Source organism: Rhizobium sp. 01T444, assembly GCF_056398305.1.
This window is the reverse complement of the sequence record NZ_JBFTPD010000032.1, coordinates 1-24,588: the sequence shown is the minus strand read 5'-3', so window position 1 is coordinate 24,588 and position 24,588 is coordinate 1. Positions and strand designations below refer to the sequence as shown.

Annotated in this window: 21 protein-coding genes; 4 read left to right on the top strand and 17 right to left on the bottom strand. The window is 60.8% G+C overall.

Features of this window, described 5'->3' with window-relative positions:
• The first annotated feature begins 174 nt into the window (after positions 1 to 174).
• From AC1DTN_RS30480 to AC1DTN_RS30465, 4 genes are all read left to right on the top strand, one after another.
• Positions 175 to 1,158 (top strand): tripartite tricarboxylate transporter substrate-binding protein, encoded by a 984-nt coding sequence (locus AC1DTN_RS30480; protein WP_113323761.1) that lies wholly within the window; start codon positions 175 to 177, stop codon positions 1,156 to 1,158.
• A 101-nt stretch (positions 1,159 to 1,259) separates the two neighbouring features.
• Positions 1,260 to 1,721, top strand: a complete 462-nt coding sequence (locus AC1DTN_RS30475; protein WP_007826966.1) for a tripartite tricarboxylate transporter TctB family protein — start codon at positions 1,260 to 1,262, stop codon at positions 1,719 to 1,721.
• A 9-nt stretch (positions 1,722 to 1,730) separates the two neighbouring features.
• Positions 1,731 to 3,236, top strand: a complete 1,506-nt coding sequence (locus AC1DTN_RS30470) for a tripartite tricarboxylate transporter permease (protein WP_113323760.1) — start codon at positions 1,731 to 1,733, stop codon at positions 3,234 to 3,236.
• 92 nt (positions 3,237 to 3,328) lie between these two features.
• Positions 3,329 to 4,504, top strand: coding sequence for a M20 aminoacylase family protein (locus tag AC1DTN_RS30465; RefSeq protein WP_113323759.1), 1,176 nt, complete (start codon positions 3,329 to 3,331; stop codon positions 4,502 to 4,504).
• A 6-nt stretch (positions 4,505 to 4,510) separates the two neighbouring features.
• Here the strand turns inward: AC1DTN_RS30465 and AC1DTN_RS30460 are convergent, their stop codons facing one another.
• The 17 genes from AC1DTN_RS30460 to AC1DTN_RS30380 all read right to left on the bottom strand — a co-directional run bounded on the left by AC1DTN_RS30460 (position 4,511) and on the right by AC1DTN_RS30380 (position 24,183).
• Entirely contained in the window at positions 4,511 to 6,298 is a 1,788-nt protein-coding gene (locus AC1DTN_RS30460) for an adenine deaminase (RefSeq protein ID WP_007826963.1), read from the bottom strand.
• A complete protein-coding gene (locus AC1DTN_RS30455) occupies positions 6,295 to 7,215 on the bottom strand; it encodes a nucleoside hydrolase (RefSeq protein ID WP_477923946.1) in 921 nt (306 codons plus the stop codon). The genes AC1DTN_RS30460 and AC1DTN_RS30455 overlap by 4 nt, the downstream gene beginning before the upstream one ends.
• Positions 7,216 to 7,219: 4 nt before the next feature.
• Positions 7,220 to 8,245, bottom strand: coding sequence for an ABC transporter ATP-binding protein (locus AC1DTN_RS30450; RefSeq protein WP_113323757.1), 1,026 nt, complete (start codon positions 8,243 to 8,245; stop codon positions 7,220 to 7,222).
• Complete coding sequence (locus AC1DTN_RS30445; protein ID WP_113323756.1) at positions 8,238 to 9,017, bottom strand: ABC transporter permease; 780 nt, start codon at positions 9,015 to 9,017, stop codon at positions 8,238 to 8,240. Before AC1DTN_RS30445 ends, AC1DTN_RS30450 begins: the two co-directional genes overlap by 8 nt.
• Entirely contained in the window at positions 9,014 to 9,841 is an 828-nt protein-coding gene (locus tag AC1DTN_RS30440) for an ABC transporter permease (RefSeq protein WP_477923945.1), read from the bottom strand. Before AC1DTN_RS30440 ends, AC1DTN_RS30445 begins: the two co-directional genes overlap by 4 nt.
• 65 nt (positions 9,842 to 9,906) lie before the next feature.
• Positions 9,907 to 10,929, bottom strand: coding sequence for an ABC transporter substrate-binding protein (locus AC1DTN_RS30435; RefSeq protein WP_477923943.1), 1,023 nt, complete (start codon positions 10,927 to 10,929; stop codon positions 9,907 to 9,909).
• Position 10,930: 1 nt separating this feature from the next.
• Complete coding sequence (locus AC1DTN_RS30430) at positions 10,931 to 11,974, bottom strand: LacI family DNA-binding transcriptional regulator (protein ID WP_477923940.1); 1,044 nt, start codon at positions 11,972 to 11,974, stop codon at positions 10,931 to 10,933.
• A 170-nt stretch (positions 11,975 to 12,144) separates the two neighbouring features.
• A complete protein-coding gene (locus AC1DTN_RS30425) occupies positions 12,145 to 13,578 on the bottom strand; it encodes an efflux transporter outer membrane subunit (RefSeq protein WP_477923939.1) in 1,434 nt (477 codons plus the stop codon).
• Between the two features lie 154 nt (positions 13,579 to 13,732).
• A complete protein-coding gene (locus AC1DTN_RS30420; RefSeq protein ID WP_477923937.1) occupies positions 13,733 to 16,843 on the bottom strand; it encodes an efflux RND transporter permease subunit in 3,111 nt (1,036 codons plus the stop codon).
• A 50-nt stretch (positions 16,844 to 16,893) separates the two neighbouring features.
• Positions 16,894 to 18,111: an efflux RND transporter periplasmic adaptor subunit gene (locus AC1DTN_RS30415; protein WP_477923935.1), complete on the bottom strand. Its 1,218-nt coding sequence runs from the start codon at positions 18,109 to 18,111 to the stop codon at positions 16,894 to 16,896.
• A gap of 150 nt (positions 18,112 to 18,261) precedes the next feature.
• Positions 18,262 to 18,864, bottom strand: coding sequence for a TetR family transcriptional regulator (locus AC1DTN_RS30410; protein WP_439016441.1), 603 nt, complete (start codon positions 18,862 to 18,864; stop codon positions 18,262 to 18,264).
• Between the two features lie 98 nt (positions 18,865 to 18,962).
• A complete protein-coding gene (locus AC1DTN_RS30405) occupies positions 18,963 to 19,907 on the bottom strand; it encodes a phosphoribosylaminoimidazolesuccinocarboxamide synthase (RefSeq protein ID WP_477923934.1) in 945 nt (314 codons plus the stop codon).
• A gap of 78 nt (positions 19,908 to 19,985) precedes the next feature.
• Positions 19,986 to 21,728, bottom strand: coding sequence for an SLC13 family permease (locus AC1DTN_RS30400; protein WP_477923932.1), 1,743 nt, complete (start codon positions 21,726 to 21,728; stop codon positions 19,986 to 19,988).
• Positions 21,729 to 21,836: 108 nt separating this feature from the next.
• Complete coding sequence (locus tag AC1DTN_RS30395; protein WP_477923976.1) at positions 21,837 to 22,520, bottom strand: phosphoribosyltransferase; 684 nt, start codon at positions 22,518 to 22,520, stop codon at positions 21,837 to 21,839.
• An 11-nt stretch (positions 22,521 to 22,531) separates the two neighbouring features.
• Positions 22,532 to 23,338: a pseudouridine synthase gene (locus AC1DTN_RS30390; RefSeq protein WP_477923930.1), complete on the bottom strand. Its 807-nt coding sequence runs from the start codon at positions 23,336 to 23,338 to the stop codon at positions 22,532 to 22,534.
• A 164-nt stretch (positions 23,339 to 23,502) separates the two neighbouring features.
• Complete coding sequence (locus AC1DTN_RS30385) at positions 23,503 to 23,709, bottom strand: hypothetical protein (protein WP_477923929.1); 207 nt, start codon at positions 23,707 to 23,709, stop codon at positions 23,503 to 23,505.
• A gap of 135 nt (positions 23,710 to 23,844) precedes the next feature.
• A complete protein-coding gene (locus AC1DTN_RS30380) occupies positions 23,845 to 24,183 on the bottom strand; it encodes a hypothetical protein (RefSeq protein ID WP_007815384.1) in 339 nt (112 codons plus the stop codon).
• Positions 24,184 to 24,588: the final 405 nt, after the last annotated feature.

Here is a 24,588-nt window from a genome sequence, read left to right as displayed (position 1 = left end):
CGCTTTAGCCATTTGTTTCCAAATCAACCCATGCTGCGGTGCACTGTCGCAAAATCGTCATTCCTCTCCTCGCCTCGCGATTGCGACCATCAGTCCCTGGCCTGCAAATGGGACATCCGAGCCGGTGCGGAGGATGCGCCGGCGGAACGACCATTTTCATCAGGGAGGAAAACGATGAAAATCCTGAAGGCCATGCTCGGCGTGACCGCCGCCGCTGCCGTTTCGCTGCTCGCTTATTCTGCTTCGGCGCAGACCTATCCCGAACGCACCATCACCATGGTCGTGCCTTTCGCAGCCGGTGGCCCGACCGATACCGTCGCGCGCCTCGTTGCTGAATCCATGTCGAAGGATCTCGGTCAGCAGATCGTCGTCGAAAACGTCGGCGGTGCTGGCGGCACGCTTGGCGCCGGCCGCGTCGCCGATGCCGATCCGGATGGTTACACGATCCTGCTGCATCATATCGGCATGGCGACCAGCGCCACGCTTTACCGCAAGCTCGCCTACGACACACTGAACGCCTTCGAATATGTCGGTCTCGTCACCGATGTTCCGATGACGATCGTTGCCCGCAAGGATTTCGAACCGGCCGATCTGAAGGGCCTGATCGACTATGTGAAGGCGAACAAGGACAAGGTCACCGTCGCCAATGCCGGTATTGGCGCCGCATCCCATCTTTGCGGCATGATGTTCATGAGCGCCATCCAGACGCCGCTGACGACCGTTCCCTACAAGGGAACCGGCCCGGCCATGACCGACCTTCTCGGCGGTCAGGTTGATATCATGTGCGACCAGACGACCAATACGACGAAGCAGATCAAGGGTGGCACGATCAAGGCCTATGCCGTGACGTCGCCGGCGCGCCTCGATGTGCTCAAGGACATTCCGACGGCGGTCGAAGCCGGTCTGCCGGGCTTCGAAGTCGGTATCTGGCACGGCATCTACACGCCGAAGGGCACGCCGGCCGAAATCAATGAGCGCTTGTCGAAGTCGCTGCAGGTCGCACTAAAGGACCCGAATGTTGGCGCCCGCTTTGCCGAACTTGGCACCGCTCCCTCGTTGGACGCTGATGCGACGCCGGCGGCGCTGAAGGCGAAGCTCGAGAGCGAAATCACCCGCTGGAGGTCCGTCATCGAAGCAGCCGGCGAATACGCGGACTGAGCCTGGCCGCCGCACGCGCACCTTCCTCCCAGCCGGGGAGGAGGGTGTTTGCGCAGCCTCGTATCCGTCGCGACGCTTCATCTCCAACCCCAGGAGACATCATGAAATCTCTCAGTTTCGACACCACCAATGTCATCTGCGGCGCTTTGCTTGCCGCGACCGGTGCCTTCTTTGCCTATCAGTCGCTGAACCTCGATATCGGCACGGCGCTGCGCATGGGACCCGGATATTTCCCACTCGTCCTGTCCGGCATCCTCGTCCTGCTCGGCCTGATCATTCTCGTGCAGGCGGTGCGGGTTCAGGGCGAGCCGATCGATCCCTTCGCCTGGCGCGGCATGCTCTTCATCCTGCCCGCACCGGTCTTTTTCGGATTGACTGTGCGCGGGCTCGGTTTTGCTCCGGCAATCTTTCTGACGGCCTTCATCGCTTGCTTTGCATCCAGTCGCATGAATGTGCTGTTCGCGCTGGTTCTTTCGCTGCTGCTGACGGTCTTTTCGGTTGGGGTTTTCAGCTACGCACTCGGGCTGCCGTTCGAACGTTTCGGCCCCTGGGTCCGGTTCTAGGAGGCGGGTATGGAACTCTTCAGCAATCTCGCACTCGGTTTCTATACGGCGGCAAGCCCGGAAAACCTGTTCTTCTGCCTGATCGGCGTGCTGCTCGGCACGCTGATCGGCGTGCTGCCCGGCATCGGCGCCACGGCAACGATCGCCATGCTGCTGCCGATCACCTTCCAGCTCGAGCCGGTCTCCTCGCTCATCATGCTCGCCGGCATCTATTACGGCGCGCAATATGGCGGCTCGACGACGGCAATCCTCATCAATATGCCGGGCGAATCTTCCTCGGCCGTGACAGCCATCGACGGCTATCAGATGGCGCGGAAGGGCAGGGCCGGCGCGGCGCTCGCGATCGCGGCGCTCGGCTCCTTCTTCGCCGGCACGGTATCGACCTTCCTCGTGGCTGTCTTTGCTCCGCCACTAACGGCGATTGCGCTGCAATTCGGCTCGGCCGAGTATTTCTCACTGATGATCGTCGGGCTCGTATCCTCGATCGCACTGGCCCATGGCTCGGTCGTCAAGGCACTGGCGATGGTGGCGCTCGGGCTGCTGCTCGGCCTTGTGGGCACGGATATCTATACCGGCACGCCGCGCTTCACGCTCGGCATCCGCGAATATGCTGACGGGCTGAATTTCGTGGCTCTTGCCGTCGGCGTCTTCGGCATTGCGGAAATCCTGCGCAATCTGGAAGGCGAAAAGACGCGCACAGTGTTGATGGCGAAAGTCTCGGGTCTATTGCCGTCGAAGGAAGAGTTTAAGGAGATGATCGCGCCGGTCATTCGCGGGACTGTCATTGGTTCGGCGCTCGGCATCCTGCCGGGCGGCGGAGCGATCCTTGCTTCCTTCGCTTCCTATACGGTGGAAAAGCGTGTCTCGAAGAAGCCGGAAGAGTTCGGCCACGGCGCAGTTGCCGGTGTCGCCGGACCGGAATCGGCCAACAATGCCGGTGCGCAGACCTCCTTCATTCCACTGCTGACGCTCGGCATCCCGGCAAACCCTGTCATGGCGCTGATGGTCGGCGCGATGATCATCCAGGGTATCGTGCCGGGGCCGAACGTGGCGACCGAACAGCCGGCGCTCTTCTGGGGCATCATCGCCTCCATGTGGATCGGCAACCTGATGCTCGTCATCCTCAATCTGCCGCTGATCGGCTTGTGGGTGAAGCTGCTGACGGTGCCTTACTATGTGCTTTTCCCCGTCATCATGGCCTTCTGCTCGATCGGGGTCTACAGCGTCAATTCCAACGTCTACGACCTCTACGCCGTCGCCTTCTTTGGCCTCATCGGCTACGTGCTGGCGAAACTGCGCTGCGAGCCGGCGCCGCTGCTGCTCGGGTTCGTGCTCGGACCGTTGCTGGAGGAAAACCTGCGACGGGCCATGATCCTGTCGCGCGGCGATGCGACCACCTTCGTCACGCGGCCGATCAGCGCCATCCTGCTGACGATTGCCGTGGCGGTTTTGATCATCGTCTTCCTGCCGAGCGTCAAGCGCAAGCGCGAGGAGGTCTTCGTCGAAGAGGCGTAAGGGCTTGCGCTTACGGCCTGTTTGTTGAAAAAAGAACGATCTGATGCGGGCGCCGTCGGGCGCCCGTTTCGCTTTACAGGATATCCAGGCTCATGAGCATTCCCGCCCGGATCAGCAACGATCTGCCTTTTCTCACCAATCTCCGCCGTGATCTGCATGCCCATCCCGAACTCGGCTTCGAGGAGGAGCGTACCAGCGATATCGTCGCGAAACTTCTGGATGAGGCGGGTATTCAGGTGCACCGCGGCCTTGGCGGCACCGGTGTCGTCGGAACGCTGCAGATCGGCAATGGTACGCGCAGGATCGGGCTGAGGGCAGATATGGACGCGCTCGCCATGCCGGAAACGGCGGATCGCCCCTATAAGTCGACCGTGCCGGGCAAGATGCATGCTTGCGGCCATGACGGGCATACGACGATGTTGCTCGGCGCGGCACGGTATCTGGCTGAAACGCGCGGTTTTTCCGGCACCGTGCATTTCATCTTCCAGCCGGCCGAAGAGGGCCGTGGCGGTGCGAAGCGCATGGTGGAGGAAGGGCTGTTCAAGCAGTTTCCCTGCGATGCCGTCTATGGGCTGCACAATATGCCCGGGCTTGCCGTGGATGAGATCGCGGTCGTCGAGGGGCCGCAGCTTGCTTCTTCGGATAGCTGGCGGATCATCTTCCGGGGTGTTGGTACGCACGGCGCAAAGCCGCACCTCGGCCGCGATCCGATCACAGCTGCCGCCACTTTCCTTTCGTCTCTGCAGACGATCGTCGGGCGCGTCATCGATCCCCTTCAGCCGGCAGTCGTCAGCGCCTGTTCACTCCAGGCCGGCAATCCGAAGGCATTGAATGTCATCCCCGATATTGTCGAGATCGGCGGAACGGCGCGGGCCTATTCGCCTGAGGTTCGCGATCAGCTTGAGGCCGAAATCGGCCGTCTGGCACAGGGAACCGCCGCCATGTTCGGCATTTCGGTAGATTATGAATTCGAACGCCGCATTCCGCCCGTCGTCAATGACGCGGATGCGACTGTGCGGGCGCTAGGCGCCGCACAGTCGGTGTTCGGTGAAAAGGCGCGTACGAGCTTTCCGCCGTCGACTGCCGGCGACGATTTCGCCTTCTTCGGGCAAAATGCGCCCGGCTGTTATGTCTGGCTCGGCAACGGCCCGGCCGTCGATGGAGCGCTGCATCATAATACAGCCTACGACTTCAATGATGAGGCGCTCGGATATGGAGCGGCCTATTGGGTGGCGCTGGTGGAGCGGGAGCTCAAGGCTGAGGCGTAAGCCGCCTCAAAACGTTTCCAGTATGGGGCTTTCCAACACCTTGCCGGTAATGACGTCGGCAATGCCGCGGTCGGTCTGATGTGGGCCGATATTGCAGGCAAGTGTCGCGCCGAAGCAGGCTTTGAAGACCAGATAGGGCGGTTTCCAGTCGACGATCTTTTCCATTGCCTTGCGGATGGCAGCAAAGCCATCGGCGGTTTCCTGCAGGGATGCATCCGTCACGAGGCCGGAGAGTGGCAGGGGCAGCAGGGCTTCGATGCGCCCATCCTTTGCCACGGCCATGCCACCGCCGGCGTCGATGACGGCATTGGCTGCAAGCGCCATATCACTGATATTTCCTCCGAACACAGTGAGGTTGTGGCTGTCATGTGAAACCGTGGTGCAGAAGGCGCCGCGCCACTCACCCCAGCCGGTCAGGAAGCCGATGCGCGGCTTGCCATCCGCCAGTCCATGGCGATGTGCAACCGCTATCATGGCGCTGCCAGCCGGCGGTACGACGAAGCCGTCGCGGATATCCGCTTCGGTTGCTCCCCACTGGGTGAAGCGTGGACGGTCGATTGTTGCGAGGTGCACCTTCGTGCCGTTGGCGGGAATGCGGAAATCGTCTTCGGCAAGCGGTGCGAGCTTGACCGATTGCATGAGCGGCCCGGCGTCGAACGACGGAAGGCGATCGCTGACCATGCCATTTTCGGCGATTAGTCGGCCGTTGGCGATGACGGCGCGGGTCTTGAATTCGCTCATGTCCTCGAACAGCACGAGATCGGCGCGGCGTCCGGCGGCGATGAGCCCGAGGTCGGAACGCTTCAGGCGTTGCGCGGCGTTGAAGGTAGCGGCGCGCAATGCCCATTCCGGGCGCATGCCGTAGCGCACGAGGCGACGCACGACGTCGTCGAGGCCGCCATTCTGATAAAGTTCATCGGGGAAGACATCATCCGTGCAGAGCGTGACGGTCGGCGGAAGGTGGCCGATGCCGTTCAATGCATCGACAAATTCCTTCAGCAGATGATCGTGCGAGCCGCGCAGCTCGATCGTCATTCCGGCCGCCAGCTTCTGCAGCAAATCGGCGCCCGAGGTAAGCTCGTGATCGGAGGTGATGCCAGCGGCCATGAAGGCGTTGAGATCGGTACCCTCCAGTCCGCGGGCATGGCCGCAGACGAGCTTGCCGGAGGTGAGGCCGGCATTGACGATATCGGTCATGCGCGGATCGCCATCGATGACGCCGCGCATGTTCATGACTTCCGCCACGCCACCGATCGCCGGCGAGCGCAGCAGCTCGGCGATGACACTGGCGTCGAAATCCGCACCGGCGAGTTCCAGACCAGGGGCGGAAGGAACGCAGGAGGGGGCAAGCAGGATCGTGCGCAGCGGCAGATTGCGCGAGGCTTCGATTGCCCAGCGTACGCCATCGAGACCATGGACATTGCCGAATTCGTGCGGATCCCAGACGATCGTTGTCACGCCGCGAGGCAACACGGCTTCAGCATATTCAGCCGGCGTCACCATCGAGCTTTCAATATGCATGTGTGTATCGATGAGGCCGGGAGAGACGATGCTACCGGCTGCGTCAATTACCTTGGCAGCGTCCGTGCGGCTCGACGATGCGTGAACACTCGCAATCATCGCGCCAACGAGGCCGATATCGGCCTCGCGGATCAGGCCTGTGACGGCATCGAGAATGCGGCCGCCGGTCACAAGCACATCGAAGGGAGCATCGCCGCGGGCGGCAGCAACAGCGCGGGCCCGTAAGGCGGGCTCGTTGAGATCGGCGGGTTCCTGGCGCGGAGTTGCAGTCATTTGCGGGCCTCGTTGACCAGGGCGGCGAGAATGATGACACGCGCCATGTCGGCATCGATGTCGGCGGCGAACTGTGCATTGAACGTTGCGTGAGTGGCGCGGGTTTCAACGACCGTGCGCCCGCGCGTATGCTGCCCCTGCAATTCCACGTCGATGCGGGCAGGGCGGAAGCTCACCACTTGCGGAGCGACGAAGGCGACGGCAGCCGAAGGATCATAGATTGCCATGGCGGGACGACCGCGGTTCGTGCCAATGCGAATATAACCGRCAAACATATCGGCGATCAGCTCGGCATTGGCGCCACCGGCAGCGCGAACTGGATCGGCATCCTGGGGCTTCGCAAGAACCTTGCGGCAGAGATCGAGATCGACCATGCGCAGTGGCAGCTCGCGGGCGATGATGATTGCGAGCGCCTCTGGATCGGCGAGCGCATTGAATTCTGCGGAGGCCGTATGATTGCCGGAGGTAACACCGCCGCCCATCCAGACGAGTTCGGTGATGCGGGCGGCAAGATCGGGCCGGGCGAGCGCGAGTGCCGCGATATTCGTCAGCGGTCCAAGCGCCAGAATGCGGTGAGGGCCTTCCAGTTCCAGCCAGCGGCAAAGCGCGACGAAGGCATCGCTATCCGGCAGGATCGGGGCCGGCGGCAGATGTCTACCGGTCGTCGGAATGCCGCTTTCGCCGAGGATCGCCTGGGCAGTCTCTAGCTTGCCGAGAACGGGCATGTCGCGGCCGGTGTGGATCGGAAATTTCCAACCGAAGGCCTTGGCTGCGCCCGCCGCATTGGTGCGCACCTGCGGCAGTGGCGCGTTGCCGAAGACCAGCGAGACACCGTCGATGTCGAGCTCGGCATTCGTCACCACCATGATGGCGGCAATGTCGTCGAAGCCCATATCCGTGTCGATCCAGACGCCCATGATGTCACCCGAAACGTTTGAGGCTTGCGGAGGCTGCGACCGGCAGGTCGAAGGAGATCATACTGCCGAGTTCGTATTGCGGCAGGGCGGCATCGACTTCCGCCTTGATCGGGCCGAGCACGCTGTCCAGCAGATATTCGCGGCTATTGCCGGCAAAGGATGTGCCACGCACCGTGCCGTGGAAAGGGCCAGAACCAAGGACCACCGCACGCGGCCGCCAGGCCAGGCCCGCCGCACCGTCAGGTGCTGCGGCGGAAAGCGCGACAGGGCCGTTCGGCGTCGCAAGCTTTCCGTCCTTCAGCGCAAAGATGTTTTCGAAACCGACGAAATCGGCGACGAAGGAGGAAACAGGCTTGTTGTAGATGTCCTCGGGCGTGCCGATCTGCTCGATGCCGCCGTTCAGCATGACAATGATGCGGTCGGCAAGCGCAAGCGCTTCTGCCTGATCGTGGGTGACGAAGATCATCGTTACGCCAGTTTCCTTCTGGACGCGCTGCAGCTCGGCACGCATTTCAAGGCGAAGGCGGGCGTCGAGGTTGGAAAGCGGCTCGTCGAGCAACAGCACTTTCGGCTCCATGACCATGGAGCGGGCGAGCGCCACGCGCTGCTGCTGGCCGCCCGAAAGTTCGCCCGGCTTACGGCCGGCAAATTTCGCAAGGCCGACGGATTTGAGGCCGGCATTGACCTTGCCATCCAGAACCTCGCCGCGAAGGCCCTTCAAGCGCAGGCCGAAGGCAACGTTTTCATAGACAGTCAGATGCGGGAACAGCGCGTAGGACTGGAAGACGAGGCCGACGGCGCGCTTGTTGGCGGAGACGCGGGTGATCTCGGCGCCATCGAGATTGATGCGGCCGGAAGCGGGGTTCAGCAGGCCGGCAATGGCGCGCATGGTCGTCGTCTTGCCGCAGCCGGAAGGGCCAAGAAGGGCTACCAACTCGCCCTTGGCAATCGACAGGTCGAGGTCCTTCACCGCGACCGTATCGCCATAAGCGAGCGTCAGCTTGTCGAGTTGAAGGTAGGCATCAGACATAGCGTGAGAATCCCAGGAAGCGTTCGGCGAGGAAGACGATGCCGATCGAAAGGAAGGCGAGCAGCGCCGAAAGCGCGGCAACGGACGGGTCGTAGGTTGTCTCCATATAGCCCAGCATGTCGATCGGCAGCGTGCGCACGCCAGGGCCGGAGAGGAAGAGCGAGACCGGCACCTGATTGAAGCTGGTGACGAAGCCGAGAATGAAGGCCGCGAGAATGCCGCCGCGGATATTCGGCATGACCACGCGGAAGAAGGCGCCGAGCCGCGAGGAGCCGAGCAAGACCGCGGCTTCCTCGATGTCCGAGCGCAGGTTGCCGAGGCTTGCGGACACCACGCGTACTGCATAGGGCAGCACGAGTGCGGTATGGGCGAAGAAGAGAGCCAGCGTGATGTTGAAGCCGAAAGGTACGACCAGGTAACGCAGTAGTGCCAGGCCGACGATGATGCCGGGCACGATGATCGGCAGCGAGACGATGGTTCTCACCGTCTCTGCGCCCGGCAGACGGTAGCGCGACAGGCTATAGGCGGCGGGGATGCCGAGAATGAGGGCCGCCAGCGTGCCGAAGACCGCAAGGAACATCGACATGGCGAAGCTCTCGCGGAAACTATCGATGGTGAAGACCTTGGCGACCCAGCGCAGTGACAGGCCCTGCGGCGGAAAGGCCAGTGTGTCGCCGGCCGAAAGCGAAGCGGCGATGATGATCAGGAAAGGGCCAATCAGGAAAACCAGCAGCAGGAACAGCACGACCGGCGAGAAGAGGCGGATGCTCATCGGCGGTTCCTCGCAGTGGCAAGGCGCTTCAGCAGGATATTGGCGGCAAAGCTCATGACGATCAGGATGAAGGCGATGACGCTCGCCGAGACAAAATTGTTGGCGACGGAGACCTGCTGGTACAGCAGCGTTTCCAGCATCAGCACCTTGGAGCCGCCGAGGATGGCCGGCGTGATATAGGCCGTCAKCGAGCCAGTGAAGACCAGCGTGCCGCCGACGACGAGGCCTTCCTTGGTGAGCGGCAGGATGACTTTCCAGAAGACCTGGAACCAGTTCGCACCGAGCACGCGGGCAGCTGGAATGGCATCCTTCGGCATGTTCTCGAGCGCGCTGATGAGCGACAGGATCATCAGCGGCAAGAAAAGTTGCAGCAGGCCGATGAAGACGGCGGTTTCGGTGAAGAGCAGTCGCAGCGGTTCCGCACTCAGGCCGAGGCCGGTGATGGCTTCATTGACGATGCCGGTGCGGCCGAGAATGACGATCCAGGCATAGGTGCGGGCGACCGGCGAAATCATCAGCGGCAGGGTGATGAGGCCGATCATGCGGCGCTTGCCCTTCGGCGGCAGGTTGACGATCGCAAAGGCGGCGGCATAGCCGATGACGGCCGACACCGCTGTCACCTCGAGGCCAAGCCGGAAGGTGCGGAAGAAGACGGTGCGGTTCAGCGTTTCGGAGAAGAAATCCGTATAGGCGGCAAGTGTCCATGCCCCACCAATGCGAAAACCTTCGGAGAGCAGGATCGCGACAGGCAGCAGAAAGACCACGGCGGCGAAGATCGCTGCCGGCAGGGCAAGCGCCAGGGCTTCTGCGCGGTTCTGAAACATGAGACGCCTTTCGAGCGGAGGAAGGGTCGGTCCCTGTCGGTGCCGGGACCGATTTCAGCAGTGGCTTACTGGCCGACCTTTTCGTTCCATTCCTTCAGCCAGCCATTGCGGCTGTCGAGGGCGGCTGCGGAGGGGATCAGCTTCAGGCTCTTGGCGGTGTCTTCGCCATAGGTGATGTTGTTGGCGACCTTGTCGGAGACCTTGACCTCCTTGTTGGCCGGGCTGTCGATCAGCTTTTCGGCGAGCTTGGTCTGGACTTCGGTCGAGAGCCAGAAATCCATGAACTGCAGGGCGAGATCCTGGTTCTTCGAACCCTTGGTCAGGACCAGCACGTTCATGCCGCCGGTCTGGCCTTCCTTCGGCGTTGCCCAGGCGACGGGGACGTTGAGCTTGGTAAAGCCTGCCCAAGAGAAGCGGCCGATCGGAGCGGCCCAGATTTCTTCCTGCTGCATCAGCTGTACGATCTGGGAAGACTTTTCATAGAAGGTTACGATCTCGTCCTTCTTTTCGCCAAGCGCCTCAATCGGCGCCTTGAGATCAGGGGTGTCCTTGCCGAGCGCGAGGCCGAGCATATAGAGCGCCGGCGGGCCCTGGTTGGTCGTGACGTTCGGGAAGGCGACGTGACCGACATATTCGGGCTTCAAGAGGTCAGCCCAGGACTCGATCTTCATCTTGTCCGCGCGATAGGCGATCGAGGTGGCGTAAAAGGTGTAGCCGACGCTCATGCCGTCGCCGTTCGGATCCTTGGCGACATCATAGAGCTTGGAGAAATTTTCAAGCTTGGATGTATCGACCTTGTCGATCAGGCCTGCGCGGGAAGCGGCAAGGCCGTCAGCCATGGAGACGGCAGCGAGATCGACCACAGGATTGGCCTTGTTGGCTTCCATCTTGGCGATGCGCTCGACGCTGTTGCCGGTTTCGACAACGAGCTTGCAGCCGCACTTGGCTTCGAAGGGATCGTAGACGATCGTCTTGTAGTCATCCTGGGCGAAGGCGTAGACGGAAATCGTGAGCGTGCGTTCCTGTGCCGCGGCGCCGAGGGGGGAAAGTGCGGCGAGCGCCACCGATGCAATAAGAGCTTTCTTCATTCTACAAGTTCTCCATCTCTGAGGTTTTTGGTGCCGGGTTCGCGAGCCCGGATGACTGGCGGATGATGAGTTGCATGGGCACGCGTTCGGTCTCCGCCGTAACCAGCACGCCCTCTCGTGTGCCGCTTTCGTTTATTTTGTCGACCAGGGCCGAGACGGCGATTTCGGCGATGGTATCCATGTCCATCCTCACCGTTGTCAGCGACGGCGTGACGACAGGCGACCAGATGAGATCATCGAAGCCGGTGACGCTGACATCGGCGGGCACGCTGATCCCCTCCTGCTGCAGTTCGGTCAGCGCGCGCAGCGCCTGCAGGTCGGAAAGGGCGGCAAAGGCGGTGAAGCCCTGACGCGCCTTTTCCGCAAGGCCCAGCCGGCAGCCGGCGCCCGTCTCGTTCTCCAACCGCTCGATCCAGAGCGTTTCGGAGCGCATGCCGGGCTGCAGGCCGGCCCTGATGCCGCCGGCGCGGTCATTCTGGACATTGGATTCGTGATTATTGCCGATGATCAGGATCTGCTTGTGACCGAGGCCGGCGAGATAGGCGGCGATTTCCCTGCCGCCCTGCCAGTGGTCGGCAGCGACCGTATTGCCGGGCGTGGAGGCGGTATCGATGACTGCGACCGGGCAGCTTGCGGCGGAAATGCGGGTGGCGCGGCGCGGCACGACCACCATGCCGTCAACGCCACGCTCCACCAGCCGGTTGATCGCCTCGGTCTGCGCCGTGATATCGCCGCGGGAGTCTGCGATCAGCACGCCGTAGCCTGCGGCGGATGCAGCATATTCGATGGCCTGGGCGATCTTCGGAAAGAGAGGATTGGCGATATCAGGCAGGACAAGGCCGAGCACGCCGCTGCGGCCGGTGCGCAGCGCCCGGCCGGCCTGGCTCGGCACATAACCGAGTTCAGCAGCATGCGTGCGAATTCTTTCAATCAGAGCGTCGGAAACCCGGCCTTTGCCGGAGAGCGCATTCGAGACCGTGGCAACAGAGACGCCAAGCGACGTCGCTATCCTGCTGAGGTTGGGTCCCGGGCGTTGTGAAGCCATTGTTTCGAAGTGCTGCGCTTAATCGTTTAATCAACTGCATAGCGTAGCGATTGCGGCTTGTCGAATCCAAATTCCTTCCATGCGCATATTATCTATCCCGGCAGATATTCACGCAAAGAAAAAGCCCCGCGGAAAACCGCGGGGCTTCGGAATGATACTATGCGAGGAGCTTAGCTGCCTTTGGCAGCCTTGACCGGTCCCGGACCGGTGGTCTTGCCGCCCGGAGCGAAGCCGCCGCCGGTTGCGATGTTGAGCGCAGCGTAATCCTTCGCCATCTGCTGAACAGCGGCGGCAAGGCTTGCCTGAGCAAGAGAGACCTGACGCTGGGCGTCGAGAACGTCGAGCAGCGAGGAAGCGCCGTCCTTGTAGGATGCCGTCGAAAGCTCGAGGGTTTCCTGCGTCGTCCGGACCTGGGCGCGCAACGCATCAACCGTCTGGGCGTCACGGCGAACGGCCGACAGGGCATCCTCGACCTGCTGGATTGCCGTCAAGACGGTCTGCTTCCAGGCGAGGTAGGATGCGACGGCGTTGGACTTGGAGACGTCGACATTGGCGCGCAGACTACCGCCGTCGAGGATCGGCAGGTTCAGGGTCGGGCCGAAGGACCACGCCGACAGGCCGCCGTGTATGCCGCGCTGGTTGATGTAGCTCGGCGAGATCGAACCGGACAGCGAGATCGACGGGTAGAGTTGAGCCTCTGCGACACCGATCTGGGCAGTAGCGGCGGCGAGGTTGCGCTCGGCCTGGCGAATATCTGGACGGTTGCGGATCAGGTCGGCCGGAATGCCGGAATTGATGCCGCCGCGGAAAGTCGGCTGGCCGGAGCCACGCAACAGTTCATCAACCATCGAACCGGCCGGCTGGCCGAGGAGGGTGGCGATATGATGGGCCGAAACGCGGATGTTGGTTTCGAGGCCGGGAATTTCTGCCAGCGTCGACTGGACAAGACCTTCAGCCTGCACGACGTCGAGCCGGGAGGCCGCGCCCGCGTCGAGCTGGAACTTGGTCAGGTCGTAGGTTTCCTGACGGGACTTCAGGTTGGCTTTCGAAAGCGCCAGGCGCTGCTGGAAGAAGCGTAGGTCAATATAGGTTGAGACAAGGTCCTGGATGTAGGACAGCTTGGCGATGTCGGCACCCGCGTAAGCGGCATCAAGAGAGGCGAGGGCGCTTTCCTTGCCGCGCCTGACAAGACCGAACAGATCGAGCAGCCAGGACAGGGAAAGCTGTCCGGCGCTGGTATTGCGGGTGTTAAACTGGTCGCGCAGCTCGCCGGTCTGGCCGCTGACGGTGTGGGAAGCGCCAACATCGAGGGCGGGCAAGGCACCGGCGCCGGCGATGGTCACGTTGGCGGATGCGGAATTGATACGCTCGATCGCTTGTTGAATCGTCAGGTTCTGGCTAAGTCCGGTCTGGACAAGGCTGTCTAGCTTGCGGTCATTATAGGCAGTCCACCAGGCCGTGGTAGCGACATCGCCGATGTTCTTTTTGCCACCTTCACTGAATTTTCCAGGAAGCGCCATTTCAGGAGGTACGTGATCAGGGCCTACTACACAGCCCGACAGCAATAACAATAGCGCCGGTGTGGCATAACGAAGAGATACCATGCATTTCATCCTGTAACTCGAGCAAGTCAATTCTTGTCCGAAGCGTCATGCTTCACTATCGGCCTGACGCGCCTCGTTCCTTACGCTAAACACATGCCGAAGCAGTCCGTGCGCAATGTAGCAATCCGGAAAGCTTTCTCACAGTGCATTTATATCACACTCCCGCCTCATTTTTTTGCCGTGTGGCAAAGATGCGGCGGATCACGACGAAGAAGGACGGCACGAAGAAAATGCCGAGCGCCGTCGCCGAAAGCATGCCCCCGAGCACGCCGATGCCGATCGCATTCTGGGCAGCGGAACCCGCGCCCGTTGCGATGGCCAAAGGCACGACGCCGAGAATGAAAGCCAGAGAGGTCATGATGATCGGGCGCAGGCGCAGCCTTGCTGCTTCCAGCGTTGCCTCGAAAAGCCCCATGCCCGTCTCCATTCGATCTTTTGCGAATTCCACGATCAGGATCGCGTTCTTCGCGGCAAGGCCGATGGTCGTGAGCAGGCCCACCTTGAAATAGACGTCGTTCGCCTGCCCGAAGAGCGTTGCTGCGGCAAGCGCGCCGAGCACGCCGACCGGCACGGCCATGATGACCGAGAACGGGATCGACCAGCTCTCGTAAAGCGCAGCCAGGCAGAGGAAGACGACGAGAACCGAAATCGCGTAAAGCATCGGTGCCTGCGAGCCGGAGAGCCGCTCCTGATAGGAGATGCCCTGCCAGGCGACCGTGTAGCCGCCGCCGAGCTGTTCGGTCAGGGCTTCCATCTCGTTCATGGCTTCACCCGAGGAGACGCCAGGAGCTGCCGCTCCGTCGAGCGGGATAGCACTGACGGCATTGAAGCGAGCGAGCGACGGCGCGCCATCGACCCATTGGGTTGTCGTGAAGGCGGAGAAGGGCACCATCTCGCCCGCGTTGTTGCGGGCATACCAATGGTTCAGATCGGTCGGCTGCATGCGGAAGGGCGCGTCGCCCTGCACGTAAACCGGCTTGATCTCACCGTTCAGCGTGAAATCGTTGACGTCGCGGCCGGTGAAGATGATCGACAGCATGGAGTTTACCGAGGCGAGGTCCACACCCATGGCGCCGATCTTCTCCTGATCGATCAGGATCTTCATCTGCGGCTCGACTTCCTTGTTATTCGAACGAAGTGCCACGACCTTGCCGGTGGTGCCAGCCATCTGGATCAGCCGCTTAGAAGCGGCCGTCAGGGCTTGATTGCCATGACCGCCGGTATCCACCAGATACATGGAGAAGCCGCTCGACACGCCGAGACCCTGGATCGCGGGCGGCAGCAGCGCAAAGACCTGCGCCTCGCGGATCGTGAAGAAGTTCTTGAGAGCCCGGTTGACCACTGACTGCGCGCTGAGATTGGGATCGGTGCGCAGCGAAAAGTCCTTGAGCTTAGTAAAGACGATGGCGCTGTTCTGGCCTGAACCGTTGAAGCCGAAGCCGAGCGCGCCGAAGACGGAATCCACCGCATCCTTCTCGTTTTCACGGAAGTATTTTTCGACCTTTTCAACGACGGCTTGCGTCTGCTGCGTGGTGGAGCCTGGCGGTGTGGTGACGATGGTCAAGAGCACGCCCTGGTCTTCCTGCGGGAGGAACGAACTGGGCAGGCGCGAGAAGAGATAGGCGCAACCGACGCCGACCAGCAGGAACACCAGCATGACGCGGATCGGCCGCTTCAAGAGGTAGCCGATGGTGCGGACATAACCGTTGGTCGAGCGGGTGAAGTTGCGGTTGAACCAGTCGCCGATGCGATGCTTCTTATGCTCGTTGACCGGCTTCAGCATCGTGGCGCAGAGCGCAGGCGTCAGCACGATGGCGACGAGCGCAGACAGCAGCATGGCCGAAACGATGGTGATGGAGAACTGGCGATAGATGATGCCGGTCGAGCCGCCGAAGAAGGCCATGGGAATGAAAACGGCGGTCAGCACGAGAGCGATGCCGACGATGGCACCGGTGATTTCACCCATCGACTTCTCGGTCGCTTCGAGCGGCGAGAGCTTTTCCTCCGACATGATGCGTTCGACATTTTCCACGACGACGATGGCGTCGTCGACGAGAAGGCCGATCGCCAGCACCATGGCAAACATCGTCAGCGTATTGATCGAATAGCCTGTTGCCGCAAGGACGCCGAACGTGCCGAGAAGCACGACGGGAACGGCGATGGTCGGGATCAATGTCGCGCGCAGGTTCTGCAGGAAGATGAGCAGGACCACGAAGACGAGCACGATCGCCTCGATCAGCGTATGCACGACCTTCTCGATCGACAGTTCGACGAAGGGGGTCGTGTCATAGGGATAGGTGATCTCGACGCCTTCCGGCAGGCCACGGCCGATCGTTTCGAGCGCGGTGCGGACACGGGCGGCGGTATCGATGGCATTCGCGCCGATCGCAAGGTTGATGGCGAAGCCTGATGATGGCTGGCCATTATAGCGCGAGCTGCCACCATAGCTTTCCTGACCGATCTCGACGCGGGCGACATCGCTGAGGCGGACTGTCGAACCGTCCTTTTCGACCTTCAGGATGATGTGCTCGAAATCCGCGACGGTGGTGAGCTGGCTCTGCGCGGTGATGGTGACGTTGATCTGCTGGCCCGGGACGGCCGGCTGGGCGCCGAGCGAGCCGACTGAGACCTGGGTGTTCTGTGCCTGGATGGCCGAGGTCACGTCGCCAGGGGTAAGCTGGTATTTCTGCAGCTTGAATGGATCCAGCCAGACGCGCATGGCATAGCCGGAACCAAATACGTTGATGCTGCCCACGCCTTCCAGGCGCTGGATCTGGTCCTCGATCGAGGTCGACATGATATTGCCGAGGTCGACGGAGGTGCGCTTGCCGTCCGTCGAGACCAGCGAGCCGACGAGAAGAATGCTCGAGGTGGAGCGCGTGACGCTGATGCCGGCATCGATGACGTCGCCCGGGAGCTGCGACTGGACGAGCTGCAGCTTGTTCTGCACCTGCACCTGCGCGATGTCAGGATTGATGCTGGTCCCGAAGGTCAGAGAGATGCTGGCTGAGCCTGTCGATGAGGTCGAGGTCATGTAGGTCAGGTCGTCGAGACCGGTCATGCCGTCTTCGATGATGGTGGTCACCGATTTTTCGACCGTCTCGGCGCTTGCGCCGCGATAGCTGGTGTTGATGCGGACCGTGGTCGGCGCAATATCCGGATATTGTGAGATCGACAGCGTAAAGATGGCGAGCAGACCTGCGAGCATGATGGTGATCGCAATGACCCAGGCGAAGATCGGTCGTCGGATGAAAAACTTGGCCATCGGTTATTCCTGTACGGCTGGGACGGTGACGATACGAAAGTGCCTGCGCATTACTTTGCTGCAGGTTTCTGTTCGCCTCCGGCCACCGGCTGATCGGCAGGGACAACCACGCCGTTGTCGTTGATCTTCATTGGAACCGGCTTTACCGGCATGCCTGATACAATCGACTGCAGGCCGCTGACGATCAGCTGATCGCCGTCCTTCACGCCTTGCGTCACCAGCCAGGAATTGTTGGAGGGTGTGGCATTTTCGAAGACACGGGTCTCGACCTTGCCCTCGGCGGAAATGAACTGTGCGGTCAGGCGGCCGTTGGCATCGCGAGTTGTTGCAAGCTGCGGCAGGGAATATCCGGCTTCAGCACCGAGCTCGACTGTGGCGCGGACATACATGCCCGGCAAGACGACGCGGTCCGGATTTGGGAAAACCACGCGAATGATGAAGGTGCCGGTCGTTTCGCTGACGACCTGCTTCGACATGTCGAGCTTGCCCTTCTGATTATATTCACGGCCGTCTTCAAGGATCAGCCGGAACGCGATGTTGTTGTCCTCGCCCTTGACCTCGCCGGCAGCGATCGCATCGCGCAATTTCAGCAGGTTGGTGCTCGATTCCGTCAGCGAAATGTAGATCGGATCGAGCTGGCGGACGGTGGTCAGTGCGGTCGACTGGTTGGCCGCGACGACGTTGCCGATGTTGTAGGCTGTCTGGTCGATGACGCCGTCGAAGGGAGCCGTGATCTTCGTGTGATCGAGGTCGATCTGCGCTGCGGTCAATGCCGCCTTTGCGGATTCGACCTCTGCATTTGCCTGGGCAAGGGCCGTGCGTGCGGTTTCGAATTCGATCTGCGTTGCGCCGCTGCCGACCAGACGCTGGTAGCGATCGAAATTGCTCTGGGCGCTTGGCACGCTCGCTTGAGCCTTGGAAATCGCGGCCTGGGCCTGCTCGACAGCCGCGCGGTAGGCGGCATCGTCGATTTGGTAGAGCAGGTCGCCCTTCTTGACTTCGCCGCCTTCCTTGAATGCGATTTCACGGATGATGCCGTTCACCTGCGGGCGGATATCGGCCACCTGGAAGGCTTCGGCGCGGCCAGGCAGGATCGTGGTGATCGGATAGGTATCCTTCTTCAGCGTGACCACACCGACCGGGGCAGCCTGCTGGGCAGCGCCGCCCGCGCCTGCATTGCCGGCGGGCTTGCTGCCGCTCTCGTTGCAGGCGGCGAGGCCCATAACCAGCAAGAGGGCCGAGGAGACGATGAGGGCACGCCTGGTCATGCTGAATTCCTGTGCGGTTGGCAGTAGCGGTTCAATCGCCGGCCCTTTGAGGCGCCGCTCTATATAAGAGTGATGATTGATCCGGAAACAGATGCCGTTATCCGATATTAAGAAAAGCTTTACGAAGTGACGTAATTCAGCAATCGTCACTTAGCAAGGGTTATTTTGCAGTGCGGCATCCACGAAACACACGATTTTTTCCGCACGGTGAACAAGTGTGTTTTTGTCGTCCTTAGCAATGAGAATGGGATGCAGAACACAGGCCAGAACGTCTGCAACGGTGCGGGCTGCCACGTCCGTATTGTCGCAATGGTAATTGCCTTCGGCCACGCCTTCGCGAATGATCTCGCCGAGCTTCTGCTCTATCCGTTCGCGATAGCGATGACCGGCGTCAAGCTTGGCGTCGATCGTCGAGATCACCATTTCGAAGATGTAGGGGTTCTGCTGGATGTCCTGCAGATGACTGTCGAGCAGGCGCAGGACGAAGCTCAGCAGCTGCTCCTTAGGCGGCAGGCTGGTGTCGACGGCGGCGAAGCGCTCCGTGGCATTGCCGAGGTGGCGCTCGGCAATCGCATCGACAAGCACCGCCTTTGATTGAAAATGCTTGAAAACATTGGCCGGCGACATGTGCAGCGACGAGGCGATATCGGCGATGGAAACTGCGACGAAGCCGCGCTGGCGAAACAGTGTCTCCGCCATCGAGAGGATATCCTCCCTGGTCTCTTCGGCCTTGCGTCTGGGCCTGCGTGCCATCTGTCCCCCGCCGGGCTCGGCCCGGCACCCCTTTTTTCCGATGCTAGCGCGATTGGTTGAAAGGCTGCAAGCAGGCTCGCAGCTTTGTCTTCAACGGTTCAGGAAAAATAGGGCGCGAGATTTGCCCGGACACGCGCCGCTGGCGTTTCGCCGCGGTCGTCGGGTACAAAGCGTTCACCGGTGATCCATTCATAGGCTTTGATATAGACGGCCGAGGTCTGCTCGATCAGCTCGACCGGAATTTCCGGAATTTCATCCTTGTAGGGGTCGCAGCGCTCGACCACCCAGGCGCGCACGAAGTCCTTGTCGAAGCTGTCCGGCCGCTTTCCGGCTTCGAAGGCAGCGGGATAGGTTTCCGCCACCCAGTATCGGCTGCTGTCGGGCGTATGGATTTCGTCGGCGAGAATGATGTTACCATTCTCGTCCGTGCCGAATTCATATTTGGTGTCGACAAGGATCAGGCCGCGTTTTGCCGCCATTTCCTGGCCGCGGGCGAAAAGTGCCAGCGCATATTTCGAAAGCGTTTCCCACTGCTCTTTCGTCAGCAGTCCGCGGCTGACGATTTCGGCCGGCGTCAGCGGCTCGTCGTGGCCGCCATCGAACTCTTTGCTGGTCGGCGTGATGACCGGCTCGGGAAGAATCTGGTTGTCGCGCATGCCGTCGGGCAGGCGCATGCCGTACATCTCGCGCTCACCCTTTTTGTAAAGCGTCAGGATCGAGGTGCCGGTCGTGCCGGCGAGATAACCACGCACAACGATTTCGACCGGAAGAATGTCGAGTCGCTTGCCGATGACGACGTTCGGATCGGGATAGTCGAGAACGTGATTGGGGCAAATGTCCTTCGTTGCCTCGAACCAGTAGCGGGCCGTCTCGGTCAGCACTTGTCCCTTGTAGGGAATACAGGTCAGGATGCGGTCGAAGGCGCTCAGCCTGTCGGTGCTGATGATAATGCGCCGCCCATCCGGAAGATCGTAGTTCTCGCGTACCTTGCCACGATAGTAGTTCGGCAGTTCCGGGAAATGGGCTTCGGAGAGAATACGCACGGTGCCTGGCTATCCTTCTATCGGCTTAGACTGTCCCTGCTCTAGTTTCATTGCCGGGGAAGTCAAGCAAAGGCTCATTCAAAGCCAGAGGAGGGCGATGAGAATGAGCGTGACTATATAGCCGGCAAGCGTCAGCGGCCAGCCGGCGCGCAGGAAATCGCCGAAGCGGTAGCTGCCGATGCTCATCGACAGCGTATTGTTATGATGGCCGAAAGGGGTCAGGAAATCCTGCGAGGCGCCTGCGGCCACCGCGATTAGATAGGCCTGCGGCGGCTGCTGGCCGGCTCTTGCAAATTCCAGCGCAATCGGCGCAAGCACGATTGCGACCGTCGCGTTGTTGACGAAGGGCGTCAGCGCCATGGCGAGAAACAAAACGAGTGCAATGCCCCACAGGGGATGGCTGATAGGGAAGGCCAGGCTCAGCCATACTGCGATGGTCTCGGCCGTGCCCGTTGTTGCGACCGCCTGGCCGATCGGGATCATCGCGGCAAGCATGATAATGATTGGCCAGTTGAGATCCGCCATTGCATGGCGAATGTTGAGATAGCCGGGCAGTGCGAGCGCCAGCAACACGAAGGYAAGAGCAATATCGGGGCGTAGGCCGAAGGCGGAAGCGACAACGCCGCAGGCAAAGATTGCAAAAGGCTGCCATGAAGCTGACGATCCGGGGGAGGGCGCTGCGGAGGCAAGCGGAAGGCATTCACACTCTTCCAACGCCTCAGCTATCGCCGCTTTCGGGCCTTCCAGCACCAATATGTCGCCGATCGAAAGCTGCAGATCCGCAAAGCGTCCTTCTATGCGGGGAGAACGCATCGACAGTGCCGAGATCGTGACCCCGCGATTGCGGAAGACCTCGAGTGAGGCGATGCGGGAGCCGACGACCGTGCTTTCCGGCATGACGACGGCTTCGATGCTGACGAAATCCGGCTGCAGCCCGTGCGGATGGGCGTCTGGCACCAGCGCCTGCGATGCGGCCAGATCCGCGAAGACCGAATCCGCGCCCTGCGCCAGCAGAATATCGCCCGGCTGGATGACCGATTGTTCGAGCGGGCCAAAGACGAAAGCCCTGTCGCGGATCAGGGCATGCGGCTGGATGCCGAAACGCTCGGGACATTGGGCAAGTGTTACGCCGACGAGCGGCGAATGCTCGGGAATGCTGCGCTCCACGACGATGCGGCGGGCCGGCGGAGTTGGCACTTCCGCGGCCTCATCCGGCTCCGAAAACAATCGCTGCACGATCAGCGCGATCAGCAGAATGCCTGTTATGGCGACCGGAAGCCCGACATAAGCGAAGTCGAAGAAGCGGAAACCTTTGCCGGTGGTTTTTTCAAGCGCATCGCTGACGAGAAGATTGGCGGGCGTGCCGATCAATGAGACGAGACCGCCGAGAAGAGCGGCGAAGGAGATCGGCATCACGAGCTGCCGGCGCGGAATGCTCATGAGCGTGCTCAGCCGCAACGCCAGCGGCAAGCTGATCGCAAAGGCACCGATATTGTTCATGAAGATCGAGATGAAGCCGGTCAGAGCGGAGACGCCTGTTATGACCCGGAAATGCGAGAGACCCGATGCCACGAAGCGCTCGGTGAGGCTGTCAAAGAGTTTGGTGCGCGCCAGTACTTGGACGATCAGCAGGATTTCGACTACGGTGACGACGACAGGGCTTGCGAAGCCGGCAAAGATGCTATCGGCGGGATAAAGGCCGAGCACATAGCCCGCAAGCAATCCGCCGATCGAGATAACTTCCATGCGCAGGCGGTCGAGGGAGAACAGGAAGAGCATCGCCACCAGCAGGATCAGGAGGGCTGCTTGCTCAAGCGTCATCGGTGGTTCCTGTCTTCGATCACACGCCGAATGTAGCTCTTCGTCCGGCGCTGTATAGCCCGTTCAGACGAAAGAATGATCGGTCCTCACATGTGATCTTGATGTCGCTCAGGCAGGTCTGCGCCATTTTCCTTCGGCGGTCCGCTCTAGGATGGGCGTGGTAAAAACGCCTTTCGTGCGTGCCTGCCATTGTGGGCCTGCGGCGTCGAGTTTGGCGCGCCACCGGTCCGATTGCAGCATGGCCGCGCCAATAACGACGGGTTCTGTGCCGCAGCTTGCGAGCAGATCGAGACCTGCGGCGATCGAGGTCCCGCTCGATATGACGTCATCAATCAGCGCGACACGGCGTCCTTCTAGGAGGGGTAGCATGCGCGGATCGACATAGAGCCGTTTCTGTTGTTCCGGCGTGGTGATCGATGAGAGGGCGACCGACAGTTCGTCGCGATACCAGAATTTGCGGGAGGTGCCGAGCGGCACATAACGGCTGTGGCCGAGMTTCTGGGCGACGGCCGCCGCAAGCGTCAGGCCGAGTGTTGGCAGGCCGGCGACGACATCGATGCCTGATGGTTCTATCTCTGCCGCAAGGTTTTCGGCGAGCACATCCAGCACCGCAAAGCTTGCCTGATTGATGATCAGCGAGGCCAGCGCATGCTCACCATCCGAAAGTACCCGGATCGGCAGCCGCAACTGCCTACCATCTTCCAGTTCCGCTATAAAAAAGGAGGTGAAATCGCCGCCTGTTTCGAAACTGCCCGACGGATGGATCTCCTGCCAGAAATCATGCGGCTTCATCTCGTTCATTCTCAATCCCGTATTGCCTTGCTGGTACCGACCTTCCGGCGAAGATCTTTCAGTTCAGTTTCAGTCAGCGCCCTGACCGATCCCTTCGGCAGGTCGCCAAGCTCCAGCCCACCGATCGCGACACGCACGAGCCGTAGACAGGCGATATCGAGCGCTTCCAGCATTCGGCGGATCTGCCGGTTGCGGCCCTCCTGCAATTCCACTTCGATCCAGGAATTGCGGTCGCCCTCGCGCAGCTTGCGGGCAGCGGTGGCGCGCAGCAGTTCGCCGTCATGCCGAAGACCTGACATCATCGCCGCCAGCATGTCGTCATCGGCGATCCGATCGATCTGCACATGGTAGGATTTCGAGACATGGGTGATTGGATCGAGCAGCGTCTGGGCGAATTCCGTATCGTTAGTAAAGAGCAGTAGCCCTTCGCTCGCCTTGTCGAGCCGACCGACAGGCGAGAGGTGCGGGGCATCAAAATCGGTCAGGCAGTCAAAGACGGTCGGGCGACCTTCCGGATCATGACGAGTAGTCACAAGGCCGCGCGGCTTGTTGAGCATCAGGTAGATCCTGGCCTCGGCTGCGACCTCCTTGCCATCGACCTTAATAAGGGCGGTCGAAAGATCGACCCATGCCGATGGATCTGTGACAATGCGATCACCGACCGCGACGCGGCCCTCGGCGATCAACCGTTCGGCCTGCGTGCGGGAACAATAGCCAAGCTTGGAGAGCGCACGTGGAAGCGTGACCCTCTTGCCGGCCGGTTCGGCCTGGGGTCTGTTGCGTTCGTGTGTTTTCTGCGGTGATCGCCGGCCTTTCACTTCGCCATCCCTGATGCGATTGCGAAAGCCGTTCTTTGCATGAACGGCGCACGGATGCCAGCAATGGTGGTCGAAATTCTGGGGAGTACAGGATTTCGGATGCCGAAAGAAATCATCGACGCTTTGGACAAAGCGCAGTGGGCAAGAAGAGTTTTTCTACCGCCTCAAGGGCAGGCCATGAAACCGGCGAGTTCCTGCCGGCTCATCATAATGCCGGCTGCGGCCTTGGCCGGGTCCGGATGTGTATAGGAGAGGCTCGGCATTTCGGGCAGATCGAGCGCCTGGCGCATGTTCATAATGCCGACTGCGCGACGTCCATCGCTGGCGTCGACGCTGACTTCAACGATCAGCTTCTCTCTCTTATTGTCCATAATGTCCTCCCTTCATTTTTATGTTCCTATCAGTCGCATTAAAAATTGGTTTTTCTAAGACATAAGTGTTTACGCATCCTGCAAAAAATGGATCTGCGGGATGCGTAAAAAATGCGGGATCTGGAGCTTGGCAGTTCAACGCCACCAGTGACGCGGCTCGGGCTGCGAGGCGCCTGACAACATATAACCAGCCAGGAAGCCGATCGCGCCGGCAACCAGAAGCGCCGTTGTGGTCGCTGCCGGGTGTTCGCGGGCCGTGCCGGCGACTGCCGCACCTTCGGCCCGGATCTGGGCGACAGCGCTCTTTGCGCGGGGAAGCGCGTCTTCGTATGCCTTGCCGGCGCGGTCGCGCACTTCATAATAGGCTTCGGCGCCCTGCGCTGAAATCATCTTCTGCAGGCGGGAGACCTCCTGTTGCAGAGCGGCGATATCTTTGCTGACGGAAGTTCTGAGATCATCGGTATTGGCGGCCATGTCTGTCTCCTTTCCTTCAATGGGGAGGGAAACACGAAAAACCGCGTTAGGTTCCAAACCTTTCGCCACAATCCGATATGACGGTTGTTTGACAGTGGCGATGGGGCCGGCGTTTATTCCGCGTTAACCATAAAATTGCCCAAGGCACTGTTTTTTCGTGGCCTTTCCGCGTTTTTTGGAGGGGTTCCGGATGATTTTTTATCGCCTGGTAAAAGATTGTTCGGGGATTTTGTCCCAAAGGGCGGTCTGTGGATAACTTTCGACCAGAAAATCCCCTGTCGAATCAACCTGTTACAAAAATGTCAAAAAAGTTGGATGAGTAGTGTTGACTGTTTCGATGTGTGAGGCTTATAAGCCCACTCACTGAACGAGGGCGGCGGCGCTGCTGGCGACGAAGTCTTTCGT

Bases quoted from the DNA above. Each gene is read 5' to 3' on its own strand.
- AC1DTN_RS30480 (WP_113323761.1), top strand. From the start codon at position 175: ATGAAAATCCTGAAGGCCATGCTCGGCGTGACCGCCGCCGCTGCCGTT.
- AC1DTN_RS30475 (WP_007826966.1), top strand. From the start codon at position 1,260: ATGAAATCTCTCAGTTTCGACACCACCAATGTCATCTGCGGCGCTTTG.
- AC1DTN_RS30470 (WP_113323760.1), top strand. From the start codon at position 1,731: ATGGAACTCTTCAGCAATCTCGCACTCGGTTTCTATACGGCGGCAAGC.
- AC1DTN_RS30465 (WP_113323759.1), top strand. From the start codon at position 3,329: ATGAGCATTCCCGCCCGGATCAGCAACGATCTGCCTTTTCTCACCAAT.
- AC1DTN_RS30460 (WP_007826963.1), bottom strand. From the start codon at position 6,298: ATGACTGCAACTCCGCGCCAGGAACCCGCCGATCTCAACGAGCCCGCC.
- AC1DTN_RS30450 (WP_113323757.1), bottom strand. From the start codon at position 8,245: ATGTCTGATGCCTACCTTCAACTCGACAAGCTGACGCTCGCTTATGGC.
- AC1DTN_RS30445 (WP_113323756.1), bottom strand. From the start codon at position 9,017: ATGAGCATCCGCCTCTTCTCGCCGGTCGTGCTGTTCCTGCTGCTGGTT.
- AC1DTN_RS30435 (WP_477923943.1), bottom strand. From the start codon at position 10,929: ATGAAGAAAGCTCTTATTGCATCGGTGGCGCTCGCCGCACTTTCCCCC.
- AC1DTN_RS30430 (WP_477923940.1), bottom strand. From the start codon at position 11,974: ATGGCTTCACAACGCCCGGGACCCAACCTCAGCAGGATAGCGACGTCG.
- AC1DTN_RS30425 (WP_477923939.1), bottom strand. From the start codon at position 13,578: ATGGTATCTCTTCGTTATGCCACACCGGCGCTATTGTTATTGCTGTCG.
- AC1DTN_RS30420 (WP_477923937.1), bottom strand. From the start codon at position 16,843: ATGGCCAAGTTTTTCATCCGACGACCGATCTTCGCCTGGGTCATTGCG.
- AC1DTN_RS30415 (WP_477923935.1), bottom strand. From the start codon at position 18,111: ATGACCAGGCGTGCCCTCATCGTCTCCTCGGCCCTCTTGCTGGTTATG.
- AC1DTN_RS30410 (WP_439016441.1), bottom strand. From the start codon at position 18,864: ATGGCACGCAGGCCCAGACGCAAGGCCGAAGAGACCAGGGAGGATATC.
- AC1DTN_RS30385 (WP_477923929.1), bottom strand. From the start codon at position 23,709: ATGGACAATAAGAGAGAGAAGCTGATCGTTGAAGTCAGCGTCGACGCC.
- AC1DTN_RS30380 (WP_007815384.1), bottom strand. From the start codon at position 24,183: ATGGCCGCCAATACCGATGATCTCAGAACTTCCGTCAGCAAAGATATC.